Origin of the sequence: Pseudomonas sp. Teo4, from assembly GCF_034387475.1 — a bacterium.
Lineage (GTDB): Bacteria > Pseudomonadota > Gammaproteobacteria > Pseudomonadales > Pseudomonadaceae > Aquipseudomonas.
Genome location: NZ_JAXCIL010000001.1, coordinates 586,900 through 603,953, shown reverse-complemented (window position 1 = coordinate 603,953; position 17,054 = coordinate 586,900). Strand labels below are relative to the sequence as shown.

11 protein-coding genes are annotated in these 17,054 nt (G+C 61.5%); all 11 read right to left on the bottom strand.

The window, feature by feature from the left end; all coding sequences use genetic code 11:
- Window positions 1–4: 4 nt before the first annotated feature.
- Window positions 5–217, bottom strand: coding sequence for a hypothetical protein (locus tag PspTeo4_RS02955; RefSeq protein ID WP_322362225.1), 213 nt, complete (start codon window positions 215–217; stop codon window positions 5–7).
- The gene (locus PspTeo4_RS02950; protein ID WP_322364790.1) at window positions 214–684 is read right to left on the bottom strand and encodes a hypothetical protein; all 471 of its coding nucleotides are present in this window, start codon (window positions 682–684) and stop codon (window positions 214–216) included. Before PspTeo4_RS02950 ends, PspTeo4_RS02955 begins: the two co-directional genes overlap by 4 nt.
- A 376-nt stretch (window positions 685–1,060) precedes the next feature.
- Window positions 1,061–1,255, bottom strand: a complete 195-nt coding sequence (locus PspTeo4_RS02945; protein WP_322362224.1) for a hypothetical protein — start codon at window positions 1,253–1,255, stop codon at window positions 1,061–1,063.
- Window positions 1,256–1,434: 179 nt separating this feature from the next.
- Window positions 1,435–1,839, bottom strand: coding sequence for a TraR/DksA family transcriptional regulator (locus PspTeo4_RS02940; protein ID WP_322362223.1), 405 nt, complete (start codon window positions 1,837–1,839; stop codon window positions 1,435–1,437).
- A 292-nt stretch (window positions 1,840–2,131) separates the two neighbouring features.
- Window positions 2,132–2,905 (bottom strand): enoyl-CoA hydratase, encoded by a 774-nt coding sequence (locus tag PspTeo4_RS02935; protein ID WP_322362222.1) that lies wholly within the window; start codon window positions 2,903–2,905, stop codon window positions 2,132–2,134.
- Window positions 2,906–2,918: 13 nt separating this feature from the next.
- Entirely contained in the window at window positions 2,919–4,046 is a 1,128-nt protein-coding gene (locus PspTeo4_RS02930; RefSeq protein WP_322362221.1) for an acyl-CoA dehydrogenase, read from the bottom strand.
- A gap of 8 nt (window positions 4,047–4,054) precedes the next feature.
- Entirely contained in the window at window positions 4,055–5,248 is a 1,194-nt protein-coding gene (locus PspTeo4_RS02925; RefSeq protein ID WP_322362220.1) for an acetyl-CoA C-acyltransferase, read from the bottom strand.
- Window positions 5,249–5,260: 12 nt separating this feature from the next.
- Entirely contained in the window at window positions 5,261–6,028 is a 768-nt protein-coding gene (locus PspTeo4_RS02920; protein ID WP_322362218.1) for an SDR family NAD(P)-dependent oxidoreductase, read from the bottom strand.
- A gap of 13 nt (window positions 6,029–6,041) precedes the next feature.
- A complete protein-coding gene (locus tag PspTeo4_RS02915) occupies window positions 6,042–7,688 on the bottom strand; it encodes an AMP-binding protein (RefSeq protein ID WP_322362217.1) in 1,647 nt (548 codons plus the stop codon).
- A gap of 127 nt (window positions 7,689–7,815) precedes the next feature.
- Window positions 7,816–12,360, bottom strand: coding sequence for an NEL-type E3 ubiquitin ligase domain-containing protein (locus PspTeo4_RS02910; RefSeq protein ID WP_322362216.1), 4,545 nt, complete (start codon window positions 12,358–12,360; stop codon window positions 7,816–7,818).
- Between the two features lie 108 nt (window positions 12,361–12,468).
- Window positions 12,469–16,989 (bottom strand): NEL-type E3 ubiquitin ligase domain-containing protein, encoded by a 4,521-nt coding sequence (locus PspTeo4_RS02905; protein WP_322362215.1) that lies wholly within the window; start codon window positions 16,987–16,989, stop codon window positions 12,469–12,471.
- Window positions 16,990–17,054: the final 65 nt, after the last annotated feature.

Below are 17,054 nucleotides of genomic sequence, written 5' to 3'. Positions count from 1 at the left end.
CGCCTCACCCCTGGGTCAACCGCTGCAATTCACGCCGCACCATGGCGGCATAGGGTGGAGGGCTGAGCTGATAAAGCTGGCCCGCTACCCAGTTCATCCAGGCACCCTGCATCCGCTCTCGCTGGGCCAGAAGCTGCTTTGCCTCGGTAGCGGCCTGCGCCTGATGGCGCCGGTGAAACTCGGCGCGGCTGTCGGGCGTGCCGGCGCTGTCACTCATTCGCTGGCCTTGAAGGTGGTCAATTCACCCTTGCGCCACTTCGCAACCTTGCCCGTGACTGCTTTGAGCAACTTGCCCAGCCCTTCCTGAACTTGTTGCTGGGCGGCAAACACCAGCATCACACCGTTGCCTTCGCGGAATACGATCCCTTCGCCTTCAGGCACCGAGACGTACGCGTAATCGCCCACGCCATAAACATTGAGCTTGATGTCACGAAAGCGCATTTCCAGCTTGCCGCCTTCACGACTGGGCAAGACCGCAGCGCGAAAGTGGTCACCCACTTTCAATTCAAGACGCTGCTTGTCATCGACGACCAAAGCGCTTTCAGTGTCGATTTCAGCCATATACAGGCCTTCGGGGCTTTGTTCGGTGACATAGACAAAACGCCCCTGGAACAGTTTGACGAGCCTTGCGCGCAAGTCGCCCAAGGCAAACAAAGCGTGGGTATCAAGAGTACTGACTGCCAATGAAGTGATCCTCAAACCGGTTACATCCCGCACTCCCCTTCCTTGAAAGAGGCGCGGCCAATTCATGTCGATAGACGAAGATTAATAACGCAATACACAAAATGTCTGTGCATGCTGACGCTGCAGCATGCAGGAATCGTTACTCTGACTTGCCAGATCTGGCCTCAGTGCAGGCTTTCGGCACATTCCCACTGGGGAAGCGTAAAGTCTGACAGCAAAAATGCCAGAAAAGATGCGACAGATCGCGAAAGGCCCCTCGGCAGAATGGGCGCTGGATTCTATCGGTGCATTACGTAGGCAGAAATATGCACGAAAACACCAAAATTCGTCGAGAGAAAAAGAGCTTTTTCTTACGGAACTGAGCGCAATATTCTGATCAGGCCGCTTGGCCTTTTTCCAGTTGCTGCAACCAGGCTGCCTGACACTCGACCGCTTCGGCCCGCGAGGCAAAGGCCGTACCGCGGCGCTCGCCATTGACCAGCACCACCCAGCACACCCGCCGTCCCTGCGCCTGCAGCATTGCAGGCACACCTGAGCCAATCATCACGGCTACATCGACTCGGCTATTCATCATTCCCTCCGGAATTTAATTAGCAACCTAACGATAAAGCCATGATACGCCTGCTCGGGTATCGGAAAAAGCACACTTGAGTACAGCTGTATTGCACCAACAGCAACAAATCTGTCATGCCCGACTGCAACGCAAAAAGCCCCAGGGATCACTCCGTGGGGCTTGGCCAAACGCGCCGATCAGATCTGGCGCTGGTGGCGGTCGAGTTGCTCGTGACGCTCTTGAGCTTCGATGCAGTACTTGGTGGTCGGGCTGATCAGCAAGCGCTGAAGGCCGATGGGCTCACCGCTGTCGTCGCACCAGCCGAAGCTTTCGTCAGCAATACGGTCCAGGGCCATTTCCAGCTGCGGCAGCAGACGTTGGTCGCGGTCAATGGCATTGACCAGCCAGCTACGCTCTTCCTCGACCGAGGCCACATCGGCAGGGTCCGACGGGGTGTCCAAGCCTTCGATGGTGGCGCGGCTCAGCTCGATGCGTTCATGGGTGTCGACTTTCATCGCCTGCAGCAAGGCAGTGAAAAATGCCAGCTGGTCAGCGTTCATGTAGTCATCGGCCGACATGGCCAGCAACTGTTCCTTGGTCATCGATTTCTCTATGAAAAAATGTGCATTTGGGCGATTCGGGTGCCGCCAACGCCGTGGCGCAGGCAGCGGAATTCTTCAAGCGCCAACCGGCACTCTTTTACAGGGGGCGGCAGTCTAAGGCGCCACGTCGCCTTGAGCAACTGCAATCACACGGGAATTTGACCGAAATAGCCTGGATTCCGCCCATCGGCAAATCCAGGCCTGGCCGCCGCGCACCCTTTGCAGGTGACGGGCGGCTGAGGGAGAGGGTCGAAAACCCTGCCGTGGCGCCCAGGCCACGACAGGGTAACACTCAGCGGTCCTTGAACTGCGCTTCGCGTTTGGCAATGAAGGCGGCCATGCCTTCCTTCTGGTCTTCAGTGGAGAATGCGGCGTGGAACACGCGACGCTCGAAGCGAACACCTTCGCTGAGGGTGACCTCGAACGCACGGTTGACGCTTTCCTTGACCATCATGCTGACCGGGATCGACTTGCTGGCGATGGTTGCAGCCACCTTCAGCGCCTCTTCGAGCAATTCGGCCTGCGGCACCACGCGGGCCACCAGGCCTGCACGTTCGGCTTCTTCAGCACCCATAAGGCGCCCGGTCAGGCACAGTTCCATGGCTTTGGCCTTGCCCACCGCACGGGTCAGGCGCTGGGTGCCGCCCATGCCCGGCAGCACACCGAGGTTGATTTCCGGCTGGCCGAACTTGGCGTTGTCGCCGGCCAGGATGAAGTCACACATCATCGCCAGCTCGCAACCGCCGCCCAGGGCGAAGCCCGACACTGCGGCGATGATGGGTTTGCGTCGGTTGGCGATACGGTCGGCATCGCTGAACAGATCGTCGACGTAGATCTGCGGGTATTTCAGCTCGGCCATTTCCTTGATGTCGGCACCGGCGGCGAAGGCCTTGGCCGAACCGGTAAGCACCACACAGCCGATGTTCGGGTCACGCTCGAGCTGGTCCAGTGCCTGGTTGATCTCACCCACGATCTGCGCGTTCAACGCATTGAGTGCCTGGGGCCGGTTGAGGGTGATCAGGCCGACCTTGCCGTGGATGTCCAACAGGATGGTTTCGAATGCCATGCAGACTGCTCCTTCAAAGATTGCGCGCAATGACCATGCGCTGAATGTCGCTGGTGCCCTCGTAGATCTGGCAGACCCGAACGTCGCGATAGATCCGCTCCAGCGGGAAGTCGCTCAGATAGCCATATCCACCGAGCGTCTGCAAGGCATCCGAACAGACCTTTTCGGCCATTTCCGAGGCAAAAAGCTTCGCCATCGAGGCCTCAACCAGCGCCGGACGCCCGGCGTCGCGCAGGGCAGCGGCATGCAGCACCATCTGCCGGGCGACCGCAATGCGCGTGGCCATGTCAGCCAAGCGGAAGGCCACTGCCTGGTGCTCGATCAGCGCTTTGCCGAAGCTCTGCCGCTCGTTGGCATAGTCACGCGCCACTTCGAACGCAGCACGCGCCATGCCGACCGACTGGGAAGCGATGCCGATGCGGCCGCCTTCGAGGTTGGCCAGGGCGATCTTGTAGCCCTGCCCTTCCTCACCGAGGCGGTTGGCGACCGGTACTCGTACGTTGTCGAACACGATCTGGCAGGTGTCGGAGGCATGCTGACCGAGCTTGTCCTCGACCCGTGCGACCTGATAACCAGGCGAGTCGGTGGGCACGATGAACGCGGTGATGCCACGCTTGCCCGCCTCCGGGTCGGTCACAGCGAACACGATCACCACCCCGGCGTTCTGACCGGACGTAATGAACTGCTTGCTGCCATTGAGCACGTAATGGTCGCCGTCGAGCCGCGCTCGGGTCTTCAGGCTACTGGCATCGGAGCCTGCCTGAGGCTCGGTCAGGGCAAAGGCACCGATCATCGAGCCGCTGGCCAACGGGGTCAGGAACTGCTGTTTCTGCTGCTCGCTGCCAAACTTGAGGATCGGCACGCAGCCCACCGAGTTGTGCACGCTCATGATGGTCGAGCAGGCTCCGTCGCCGGCCGCGATCTCTTCCAGGGCCATGGCATAGGCGACATAACCGGTATCGCTGCCACCGTACTGCTCAGGCACCAGCATGCCGAACAGGCCCAGCCCAGCCATTTCCGCAATGGCCTCACGTGGGTAGCGATGTTCCTTGTCCCACTGTTCGGCGAATGGTTTCAAGCGCTCTTGGGCGAAATCCCGGACAGCGTCGGCGATCTGTTGTTGCTCGTCTGTTACCAGCATGGTTCACCTCAATACAGGCATTCGACAGCCATGGCCGTGGCTTCGCCACCGCCGATGCAGATGGCGGCGACGCCGCGGCGCAGGTTGTTCTGGCGCAGGGCCGAGAGCAAGGTCACCAGGATCCGCGCGCCAGAGGCACCGATGGGGTGGCCAAGGGCACACGCGCCCCCGTGGATGTTGACCTTGTCGTGTGGCAAGTCGAGGTGTTTCATGGCCGCCAGCGTGACCACGGCAAACGCTTCGTTGATCTCGAACAGGTCGACGTCGGCCAGGCTCCAACCAGTGCGTTTCATCAACTTGTCGATGGCACCGATCGGCGCAGTCGGGAACAGTGCTGGCGCATCGGCGAACGCCGAATGGCCATGGATGACCGCCAGCGGCTTGAGCCCGCGCTTCTGGGCTTCGCTGCGACGCATCAGCACCAGTGCCGCAGCACCGTCGGAAATCGAACTGGAGTTGGCCGCAGTCACGCTACCGCCTTCGCGGAAGGCTGGCTTTAGCTGCGGGATCTTGTCCAGCTTGGCCTTGGGCGGCTGCTCGTCATCCTTGATGATGCGTTTTTCCTTGCCCTCGGTGACTTCGACCGGAACGATCTCGGCGGCGAAGCGGCCGTTTTTGATCGCGTCCTGGGCGCGGGTCAGGGACGCGATGGCGAAGGCATCCTGAGCCTCGCGGCTGAAAGCATTGGCCTGGGCGCAATCTTCGGCAAAGGTTCCCATCAGACGCCCCTTGTCGTAGGCGTCCTCCAGGCCGTCCATGAACATGTGGTCGATGATCTTGCCGTGCCCCATGCGGTAGCCGCCACGGGCCTTGTCCAGCAGGTACGGCGCGTTGGTCATGCTCTCCATGCCACCGGCCACCACCACATCGGCGCTACCGGCCAGCAGCAGGTCGTGGGCCATGATGGCTGCCTGCATGCCCGAACCACACATCTTGTTCAGGGTGGTGCAGGTAGTGTGCTTGTCCAGGCCGGCGCCCAACGCGGCCTGGCGCGCGGGTGCCTGGCCCTGGCCGGCTGGCAGTACGCAACCGAACAGCACCTGTTCGACACTGGCGGCGTCGAGCCCGGCGCGCTCGACGGCGCCACGGATGGCCGCGCTGCCCAGTTGCGGCGCGGTCAGGCTCTTGAGGTCGCCCTGCAACCCGCCCATGGGCGTACGTACAGCGCTGACGATGACAATCGGGTCGTTGGCAAGGGTCATGTCCGGTTCTCCTTACTTGGCAGCCATGCGCAGCGCGCCGTCGAGGCGAATCACCTCGCCGTTGAGCATGCTGTTCTCGATGATGTGACGGGCCAGCGCGGCATATTCCTGCGGGCGCCCCAGGCGCGGCGGGAACGGCACACCGGCGGACAGCGAATCACGCACTTCCTGGGTCATGCCGGCCATCATCGGTGTTTCGAAGATGCCTGGGGCGATGGTCATCACGCGGATGCCGAAACGCGCCAGCTCACGCGCCACCGGCAGGGTCAGGCTGGCGATGGCGCCCTTGGAGGCGGCGTAGGCGGCTTGGCCGATCTGCCCGTCGTAGGCCGCGATGGACGCAGTATTGATGATCACGCCACGCTCGCCGCCCTCGTCCGCCTGCCCCTCGGCCATGGCCGCAGCAGCCAGCCGCAGCAGGTTGAAGCTGCCGATCAGGTTGACGTTGATCACCTTGGCGAAGCTGGCCAGGCCGTGTGGCCCCTGTTTGCCCAGCACTTTCTCGGCACCGACGATACCGGCGCAGTTGACCAGGCCGTGCAGGCTGCCAAAGGCCGCAACCGCCGCATCCACCGCCGCCTTTGCGGCCTGTTCGTCACTGATGTCGGCGACCGCGAAACGGGCGTTGTCGCCCAGCTCGCGGGCCTTGGCTTCGACCGCAGCGGCATTGAGGTCGACCAGCATCACCTTGGCGCCTGCTTCGACCAGCATTTGCGCGGTAGCGGCTCCGAGCCCTGAGGCGCCGCCGCTGACAATGAAGTGCTTATGGGTAATTTGCATGGTGTCTTTCCTTTCAGGCGCTGGCGCGGGTGGCCAGCTGCGCTTGTTGTTTGGCGATTTCCTGATTGCGCAGGATGAAGCGTTGCAGCTTGCCGCTCGGGGTTTTCGGCAGCTCGCTGACGAATTCGATTTCTCTAGGATAGGCGTGGGCGTAGAGACGTTGGCGTACGTGCTGACGCAGGGTTTCCTCAAGCTCAGGGCTGGCGGTGAAGCCGGCCGCCAGCACCACGAACGCCTTGATCAGTTCGGTACGCTCCGGGTCTGGCTTGCCGATCACCGCGGCCTCGATCACGGCTGGATGCTCGATCAACGCGCTTTCCACATCGAACGGGCCGACGCGGTAACCGGAGGTGGTGATCACGTCGTCGCTGCGGCCAACGAAACTGATGCTGCCATCGGTGTTGAGCTCAACGGTGTCGCCGCTGAGGTAGTACTTGCCGACGAACGACTTGGTTGGCAAACCGTGATATCCGCCGAACCAGCACAGCGGCGACTGCTCGCGGTCCACGGCGAGGATGCCCGGTTGACCGGCCGGCAACTCCATACCCTGCTCATCCACCACGACGATGCGGTGGCCGGGGATGGAAAAGCCGGCGGACCCCAGGTGCACCGGGTGCGTCAGGCCATGGTGGTTGCACAGCACCATGCCCAGCTCGGTCTGGCCGTAATGGTCGTGGATGGTCACGCCCAGCTCGTCGGCGAACCAACGGATCACCTCGGGGTTCAGGGGCTCGCCCGCGCTGCTGACTACCCGCAACTGGCCTTTGATCGGTGTGGAAAATTCACTGCCTGCGGCAATCAGCAAACGGTAGGCCGTCGGCGAACCGGCCAGGTTGGTGACACCCAGTTTGTTGATCACGCGCGCGCAGCTTTCGACGCTGAATGGGCCGTCGTAGAAGGTGGTGGCGTGGCCCAGTGACAGCGGGCCGGTGACGGCGTAGTAAAGACCATAGGCCCAGCCCGGGTCGGCCAGGTTCCAGAAGTTGTCTTGCGGTTGCAGGTCGATGGCGTCACGCATGTAGCCCTGGAAGGCGACGATGGCGCGCAGCGGCACTTCAAGGGGTTTGGCCGGGCCAGTGGTGCCCGAGGTGAACATCAGCAGGAACGGGGCATCGCCGCTGCGCATGACGGGCTCGCACTGGTCAGCGGCGTCTTCGAGCAACCGGTGGAAGTCCAGCTCGCCTGCCCTGGCCTTCACGGTGATGATCGTTGGGCAATCGTTCACGTCGTCCAACTTGGCGCGGTTAACGCTATCGGTCACCACGACACGGGCATGGGACTGTTCCAGGCGGTGCTCGATGGCCTTGGGACCAAAGGCAGTGAACAGCGGCTGATACACCGCCCCCAGGCGCCAGGTGGCGAGGATGGTCACCAGCAGCTCCGGGGTACGCGGCATCAAACCGGCGACCCGGTCGCCAGCCTCTACGCCCTGGGCTTTGAGCACATTGGCAAAGCGTGCGGCCTGCTGTTGGAGCTGGTCGAAGCTGTAACGTTGGCCTTCGCCGTCGCGGCCCTCCCAGATCAGGGCGAGCTTGCCGCTGCCGGCATGTCGGTCGCAGCACTCGACACAGGCATTGAGGGCTTCGAGGTTGCCGTGCAAGGCTGCGCTGGCAACCTCATCGTAGTTGAACGAACGGACGGCCTCGGCGTAATCGCGCATCGTCAGACTCCTGGTTTCTTATTGTTGGAGTGCACCACCTGTCTGACGATGTTGTCGCTGCCAGCGCCGCTCGGCAATGGCCAAACCGCTCAATCGGGATGAGCGGTTTGGCCGTTGCGCAGGCCCTTCACCCGGCCGCAGGATGCCTGTCCAGTGCCTGGCGGGTCAGCCGCAGGACCAGCTCCCGGACTGCCTTGTCAAAGGCTTCCTGGATTTGCTCAACGCGCGCCAGGTCGTCCGTGCCCTCTTCCTCCAGCTGGTCCCAGAATGGCTGCTTTACCTGCTTGAACTCAGCGTCGTGGTGGCGCTCCAGGTAGGCGATCCAGAAATCCCGCTGGCTGATGTAGCTTGGCAGGGCATCGGTGCCTGCGGCCCATCTCACCGAAGCTGCGGCATTGCTGAGCAACATCGGGTTCACCCCGGCCAGATGCTCGAATTGCATGGTCCTGGGCTGGCCTGGGAGGTTCAGCTTCCCCGCCAGGCCGACGCGATACGCCAGGCTGACTTCGACTGCATCTATTCGCTCAAGTGCACGCACATGGGCCTCTTCGTCCGAATAGCCATGGCTGCGCAGCCTGTCCTGCTCGAACATTACGCGCCGTTCGACGTCCTCGCGCGCAATGGCCTCGACCCGATCCAACCGGAACAGCCCCCTGGCCAGCTCCAACAGCGCGCCTTCCTCGCCCTCGTTGCCGGCGGCGCTCATGGCCTTAGCCAGCAATACGCGAACCTCCAGCGTGCTGAAGCAGGAAATCACCAGATCCACGCAACCACGGGATGCGGCCAGCTGGAACAACTCGCCACGCAGGGTGGCATTTTCGCTGGCGGCCTCGATCACAGCCCACACCCTGCGCGACAAGTCTTGCGGAACGCGCTGGAAGTCGCTGGTACGGGTCAGCTCGACCAGCAAACGGAAGAACTCGGCACTGTCCGGCACCGCCAACAACGCGTCCCATCGCCGCCCGTGACCTTCCCTTGCTGGCGCCTGCGCCTGCTCGAGCCAGTCCGCCCGTGCACGCCCGAACGCTTGGTCCGCCGCAGAGGCCTGACCCGTCAAGGGGTTGGCTGCATGCAGGCGTTCACGCTCGGCGACGGGCAACGCGTTATTGTCCAGCATCACCGCGCGACGGACCTGCAACGAAGCCTGCAGCAAGCTGTTGGGCAGTTGAGCGATCTGGTTGTCACGCAGGTCCGCCACTTGCAACTGCGCGCATTGCTCCAAGCCTGCGGGTATGCTCTGCAGGTTAACCTGCCGCAGGTTCAGGTCGCGCAAGCGAGACAAATCTTCAAGGCGCAGACTGACGGGCCCCAACCGGTTGGCACTCAAGTCGAGTATCTCCAACTGGGTAAGGCGGCTGATGGTTTGAGCGGCCTCCTCGGTCATTCGGATCCGGTTACGTGCCAGGCGCAGGGTTCTGAGCTGGCTCAGCTCACCCACTTCGACAGGCAGATCGACCAAGGCATTGTCGCTCAGATTCAACCAGCGCAAGCGAGGGAAGCAACGCAGGAAACTCTGTGGCACGGTGGCCAGTTGCAGTCCGACCAGAACCAAGTCAGTGATGTGCCGAAAGTCCGTATCGGCGGGCAACATGGGCAGACTCCCGACCTCCAGTCCGACCAACGTCAGCCGCGTGGTCGACTGATAGTCACTCGACGGGGCGGAACTCGGTCCATCCAAGCGCCAACTGCGCCGGAATTCTTCGGCAACGAAGCGGCGTGCTCCACGCAAGTTCCCCGCTGGTGCAGCCCTCACCCAGTTGTCCATGCTTCGATCAAGTGCAAGATATTGCTGGTACTGCCCGATCATGATGGCGTAGGCCGTCCGTGGAGACTGCAGCAGAATCGACACATACGTCTCCAGCAATTGCGAAGGATGTGCCGGATAAAGCGCGCTCACGGCTTCAAGAAGCAGTCGGCGGGACGGATGCTGCTGCTCTTCCCGTCCGTTCAGCAGGTAACCGAAGCGCCCATCAGGCAACCGCCGCAGTGGGTTCCTGGGCGGTTTTATCTCGCGCACCCCCATCAACTCGGCAAACGCTTTGCGGCCTGCGGGCAACCAGGCTCTGAGCGTGTAGGCAATCTGCTCGCTGGCCTGGGCGCCATCCCAGGTCAGACGCGCCAGGTCACGTTTGCCGAGGTACCTGGCAAGCACTTCGGCGATATTCACAGGGTCGGCCAGTTCGACATCCAGCTCATGCCCTTCCAAGTCATAACACTTGAAGCCGCCGGGCTGCTTCACCAGAACGGTGGTAATGCGCTGTGGATCGCTCTGCGGATTCAAGCGTGCCAATGAACGGCCGATATCCGAGCCTTCGCGCAGCTCGATGTCAGCCGCTCCCGACAAACTGGCATGTTTTCGCAACAACGCGAACACCAGTGATACCGACTCTGGCTGATAGCTGCCCTTGAGGTAAAAGCCCTCGCGCGCGCGGGTCACCTTCGCCAGCTGCAGTTGCTCGCGCGCCCGTTCAGCAACCGCCAGAGGAATACGGTCTTGGCTCAGCATCCATTGCCGCTGGGTTTCGGTTGCCTGATTGAGCACGTCGAGCGCGTAGGCATCGGGCAGCCCGCTGAAATCCCTCGAAAGCAAGGCCCGCAAAGGGTCCGTCGTCAGGTACTGCTGCGAAAAGTGCTCGAACAACTGCTCGCGCAACGATGCTGCATCATCGATGAACGCCAGGCGCTGCTCTTCCAGTGACATCGCATCGAGTTTCAAACTGTCGCCGCACCACTGGAAGAACTGCGCATCGTAGTCCTGCCCCTGAATCAACTGCTCGAAGAAGGCATCGACACGAGCATCCACGGCAAAACGCTCCAGAGTGTCACGAAGCTCGACCGGAAGCGCACGCCCTTCCACCAACAAACCGCGCAGGTGCGCCTGGTCGACATCGGCGACTTTGAGGATCTGGCTGATGCGCTCGGTGCTCAAGCCGGCCGCCTGCGGCCACAGACGCTTCAGCAACAGGCCCTCGCCCTCCCATTCAAGCGGCCGCTCGGATGATAGCCGCCAGCTACGCTCGCCGTTGAACTCGAGCGTCGGCCCATAACTCGCCTGACGCTCGGGATGACGCAACTGCCAAACACTGCGCCCCTGCGTCGGCCTGACCTGATAGTACTTGTCACCGTTACGCCACCAATGGCCGTCGCCATTGGCCAGCAGGCCGTTGTCCTGCTCCAGAAGATCACTGGGTGGAGATTTATCTTCGTAGTGGCTGATATCACCGGACCATAGCCGCTGTTCCCCCGCATCATTGAGCACGGGCACCAGTTGGTCGACGTGCGTGCTACGAGTGAAGCCTCGGGCAACCAGTGTGGTACCGGCCGCCAATGCGGCGCTCACCGCCACCGTCTCGACGACTCCCAACAGGTGCTCGATGGCTTCGTGCTGGTGGCCCTGTTTCCAGTCATGGACCCCCTCAAACACCTCGGAAAGCGTCTCGCCCACCCATTGGGTCACCAGCAGCGTACCGATCACCGGCACGAACAAGCCGGCAAGGCCAACCAGCCCCATTCCCACGCTCTCCAGCATCTCCAGACGCTCTGAACTGGCCCGCTTATCGACCTGCTCGGTGGGCACCGCAAGAAAACGCGCGTTGTCGCGAATCCGCTGCGACTGCTGGGCTGCCAGCGTCTGGAAAGCCGATTCTTCCATTTCCTCGCAGGCGCAAGTTGCATCGGTGTTTTCATCACGCAGTCGCAGGCGCAATTTGGTAATGAAGCCTGCGCGCTCCGATATCGCGATACGCTGGACGAAGTCTTCTGCATAAGCGGGGTCGCGCAACAGCGCACCCAATGCCCAACTGGCTGCTTGCCAACCGTCCAGCGACCGCAGCGGTTGCTTGGGGTCGCCAGGCAAGTAAAGGATCACTTTTTTCGCGACGAAGGGTGAAGGATCCCTGAACGATGGGCGCAGCTGCTGCAATCCAAACGCCAGGGCTCCCTCGACACGACAGCCAAATACTTGCAGTGCCCCCACCTGCACCCGATGCATATGCGGGTGGGTCAGCGGTTCTTTATCGACAAAACGCCGTAACATGGCCACTTCATCGGCAGGCAAATGCTTTTTCAGTGCGGCGAGCTCAACGGCCAGACTGAATTGCGCAAGCTTGTCATCGGCCAAAGCTTTCTGGCATTCAGCGTCGATCACGCTGTCGAGATCTTCTTGATACTTCTTGCCAACATCCGCCTCCCGGCAGAGTTTGACCACGCTGGCAGTGTCAGTAGTCAGCACCTGCTCCGCCCGGCCTGTCGCAACATCGCTCGGGTACACCAGAGCGGTCTGCTCGAAGAAGGGTTCGTTATGCTTGAAGTTCTGCATCAGTTTCTGCAGCGCGGGCACGCGCACGAAATAGGACTCGTACGTTTTCACGCCCGACGCATCTGTGAGCAGCTTGCGACGCTCTTCTCGCCACTGAGCCTGGTCCAGGGCGAGGGTCAGTGACATGGAAGTATCAAGCTCCTTTTGCAGACTTGTCCTGGCAAAGGTGGAGAGCGATGTTAGCCCGGAAAACGCCGTCTGCACCCGTAGCTGGGTCTGCATGTAGCGCTCGAAGCAATCGCGCAGAGCAATCAGTCGGGGATGGGCGATGCCTGCAAGCCAGCCAGGCAGCGTCTGTGCAATGAATGCGTCGGTGGCTTGCTCGCGCAGGGTATCTCTTGTCGGTTCGATCATGGTCGTTGTCATAGCGGTGGAGGAGCCGCTTACACTGCATGCACCAGAATTCCTGCTGAACCGGGAAAGCCCCCCATCGGCCAATTCCGATGAGGGGCACGACACAGGTCAACCTTGTCGAGACGAGTCGGTTCTCAACTCCTGGCGGGTCAGCACAACCCTGTGACGGTGCAACGCCGCGTCATGCTCGATCTGAAGGTCATCCAGTGCTCGTGCGCGCTGTACCGACGTTGCCTGCGGATTGTCTGCGTGGTACCTGGCAACCCGGTTGCGATGAGCCGTGTCCAGCACCTGGAAGTCATCTGCGTAATGAACCCTCAGGTAGTACTGCCAGAAGTTGCGCTGACTGAGGTCATCGGCGAGTGCATCAATGCCCTCCTGACGTTCGATTTGCAGCCTGTCCTCGACTATCGACTGCTCACTGACACCCAGCTGGGAGGCGCCAAACATGGCTTGAGGCTGGCCAGGCAACCTCAATGCTTCCCTGAGCCTGATGCGATACAAGAGGTTGATGTCCCTGCCATCGACGTCATCCAGAACCGCCATACTCTCGCCGGCCTCCCGAGCCAGGGCCCGCGCCTGGTTCACCCGAGCCGTCGCCCGGCGCGCCACCTCATCGATGTAATCCAGGCGATAACGGCCCAGCCCGAAGGCCATGAGCGCCGCCCGCTGTTCTCCCCGCAGGGCCGCCCGCTCGAACCGGGCTTCCAGCATGCGCAATAGCAGCTGACTGAACGTATCGGCGATGCGATTCTGCGCCGCTGGCAACCTGTCGACCAAGCCGAATACCACGCTGCGCAGCACTGCATCTTCCTGCAACGCTTGCAGTAACGCCCAGACCTGCTCAGCCAGGTACCAACGCGCCCGCGCGAAGTCGGCAACCTCTTGCAATCGGCCCAACAACTGCAAGAAAGGTCCGCTGTTGTCGGCCGCCGCCACGGCTTCCCAGATCAGACTACGGCCGAACCTGGACGACTCGTCTGCAGCGCCGATCCACACACTGCGAATTTCCTCCAGCGGCAGTTCAGGGGAAGACTCCTCTGGTATCGCGTCCAGGGAATACAGGCTGAACACCTGAACATTGCTTAACGGGTTCCGATCCACCAGAAACGCCTGGCGAAAGCTTTGCGGCATCTGTAATGTTTCGGGCGCGACCATGGTCAGCTGGTTGTCGCGCAAGTCAGCCATCTGCAAGTGGGGGCACAGTTCGATGTTTGCCGGCCAGACACTCAGGCGGCAATGGCGCACGTTCAACTGAACCAATTGCTGTAGTCGAGCGAACGGTAAGTAAAGAACCCCCAGAGGGTTGTAGCTCAGGTCGAGGTGTGAAAGACGTGGCAGGCCGGCCAGTACTTCGACAGCCGCCCTGTTCATGCGGATGCGGTTGCGCGCCATCCTCAGGGTTCGCAACTCGGGCATGTAGCCGATCCCCGTCGGAATGCCCAACAATCGGTTGCCATTGAGATTCAGGTTGCGCACGTTGACGAAGCCATGCAAAAAATCGCTGGCCACAGTAGTCAGCGAGCTGTCGTTGATGGCCAGGGCCGTCACGTGATTGAACTGCACATGCCCTGGCAACGACGGCAGGGAAGACAGTTCGCCAAAGCCCAACACCAACCGCAAACCGCCAGGCTGACCGTCGGTGTCCGGCAGTCGCTCGCCCTGACCTCGCCAGGCGCGCAGCACAAGCTCGGCAAATCGTTGCCGGTTGGCCTGCCTGGCATCGTTCAGCTCTGCCGACACCCAACCGTTCAATGCACGGTTCAACTGCTCGTGATCGTCCTGCAACGCAGCCAACGATGCGAACGGCATGTCTTCCCCGTTCAACAAGCGCTCCAGTTCCTGATTCAACTGGTTGTCATCCAGGCCGGGGAACAGCTGGCGCAAACCGTCAAACAGATGCTGCCTGGGGCCTGGCACCCGCGCACCTTCGCCGCGCCCGCTGAGCAGGTAACCAACCCGCCCGTCAGCCAGACGCTGGCCAGGGTTGAACCAGCGGGTCTCAGGCTGCCAACCCAGCAGTTTCGCGCATTGATCGTGCGAGCCTGGCAGCAGCGCGCTCAACTTTTGGCGCAGTTGCAAGCTGGCCCCATCGCCGTCGATTCCCAACGTTTGCAACTGGGCGGATGACATGCACGCCACGAGCGCATCGAAGATCGTCGCAGGCTTCAACCCTGTGATCGGCAAAGGCCGCCCCAGGCCATTGAACAGCTGGAAGTGCCTGCTGACACGGACCAGGCAGACGCGCCCAGCCGCAGGGCTTTCGGGGGCCAGCTCGGCCAACAGGCGCCCCGTGGGTGTTGCCTCACGCACCTCCAGGTTCAAGTCGGCAGGTCTTTCAGGTATCTGGCGCAGCAGCGCCACCGCCAGCTGATCGGTTTCCTCGCAACTGGCACTGCCGAGATAGAAGCCCTCCACCGCCCGGGTAAGCCGGGCAACCCGCAAGAGCGATCGGGCCTTGGTTGCCAGGGCCAGCGGCAAGCGTGACTGCTGGCGGGCGATTTCCAGCTCGGTCGTGCCAATGCCCCGCAACACCTCGGGAATGTAACCCTTGGGAAGCCCAGGGAAGTCCCGCGACACCACATTGGCCAACGAAATGCCAGAACGCGGCGCGAATGCGAAGCTCTCGAAAAGCCGCCAACGCATCTCAGGCATCTTCTGGATCAACCGTTCGCGCAGCCCGGCTGGGGGGCCGGCTACATCCGGTTGCGCGCTGCACCAATCAAGCAAATCTTCTTCGCTGCTCAACAGCTCGCCGCTGTTCAGATGGCCGATGAACGCTTCTATGCGGGCATCCACCTCGAAGCGGCGCAAGGTATCGGTGAGCGCAATAGGCGCTGGCCGGTTCTCCACCAGCACGCCGCGCAGTTCGTCCTGATCGATGCCGGCCACGTGCAGAATCTGCCTGGCCCGTGCCGCATCAAGCGGAGGGTCCTGCGGCCACAGGCAATTCAACATGCGGGCGCTGTCGTCCCACTCCAGCGGCCGATCATGCAACAAGCGCCAGCTACGCTGGCCATTGTGCAGTACTACCGGCCCATAGGCGTTGTCACGCAGCGGATGGCGCAAGCGCCAAGAGCCTTGCGTAGGGGAGCGATGCACTTCGTAGTAGCGGGTCTGCACGCGCATCCAGCGGCGGGTGCCCGCGCCGTACAGACCGTCAGGGCGTAACATTGCATCGTCTGGCGTTGTTTCATAGGGTTTCAGGTCGCTTTGCCAAAGACGTTTACGTCGAGCGTCCAGAGCAACGGGCTCCAGCGTATCCACGAACGCACTGCGCACGACCTTCACGCCCGCTACCGTGGCGCCCGTGTATGCCAGGACTTCAGCAACACTAAGCAGGTGTTCCAACGCCTCATGCTGATGCCCTTTGGACCAATCCAGCACGCCCTCGAACACCTCGGACAAGGTTTGCGCCAGCAGTTGCCCAAGCAACAACGCCCCGACCACGGGATTGAACAGCCCGGCCAAGTTGGTCAAACCCAAGCCTACAGCCGTCCAATTTTCTATCCGCTTCCTGGTGGCATCGTCATTGACCTCTTGCGTGGGCACCAGTAGCAAGCGGGCGTCGTCCTTGATCTGCTGAACCTGCACCCTGGACAAGTCGCGGAAGGTATCCCCGACAATGGTCCCACGCATCATCTGCAAGTCCGGCTGAGCGTCCTTCAAACGTGAATCCAACGTTTGCAGAAAGGTGTGGCGATCCTTCAGGCTTACCTGCTGCCCCAGGCATTGTCGAAAGCCTGGTTGCCGCAGCTCGGCAACCAGTTTGTCGCGCATGTCGGACAACGAGGTGAAACGGCGCAAAGCCTGAGTGGGGTCGCTGGGCAGGTACAGCAGCACACTTTGAATCACACCATCGAACTCGCGCAACTCGACCAGCAGCGCGTTGGAAAGCCGGTGCCCCAACAATTCGAGCATGTTGACACTGTGTGGGACTGGCTGGCCGTAGGTATTGGGAACATGCTCGGCCACTTCCCGCAGCGCTAGCTGCTCCGATGCGTTGATTTGCCCCTGGAGCGCTGCGATTTCGATGGCCAGAATAAACCCGCTGCGTTTGTCTTCAGCGAGCAGCTTCAAGTTCTGTTCGCCGTACACCTTATCGAGTTCATCCTGATACAACTTGCCCACGTCCAACGTCCGGCACCGCTCGATGAAAGCCGAGTTGGCAGCTATCAGTACGTCGTCGCTGCCTTCAAGCCCCAGGCCACTGCCCACGTAGAAACTGGCTCCCTTACTGAATCCCTGCATCAGTTTCAGCAGCCCGGGTGTGTAGGTGTACTTGGGGCCGTAGGCGAAATCAGGCCGATCCAAACGACTGGAAAAGTGGGGGGAAACCGTGACCCAGCGCAAATCCGCCACACGCGTGCCGTCGGGCAGGCTAGCTTTCAGGTGTTCATGAAATTTTTCTTCGGCAAAACTTTGCAGCCCCAGCAACTCTGATGTTGCGGACCGCAGCTTGTCCTGGCTTGCCTTATGCGTTTTGAAGCTGTCGCGCAATTTCTTGATCTGGCCTTGCGAGGCACGCTTTAGCCAGTCAGGCAACTGGGCTCTGATGAAATCGTCGGTGGCGGACGCCAGCTTTGCTTGCAAGGTGGGTGTGGGTTCGGCGGGGGAAATCAGCATCATGGGAGCTCCAGTCCAGGCAGAAAAGGCGCCCATGCTTCTACCTGCGCCGCCTCGCCATCAGCTGG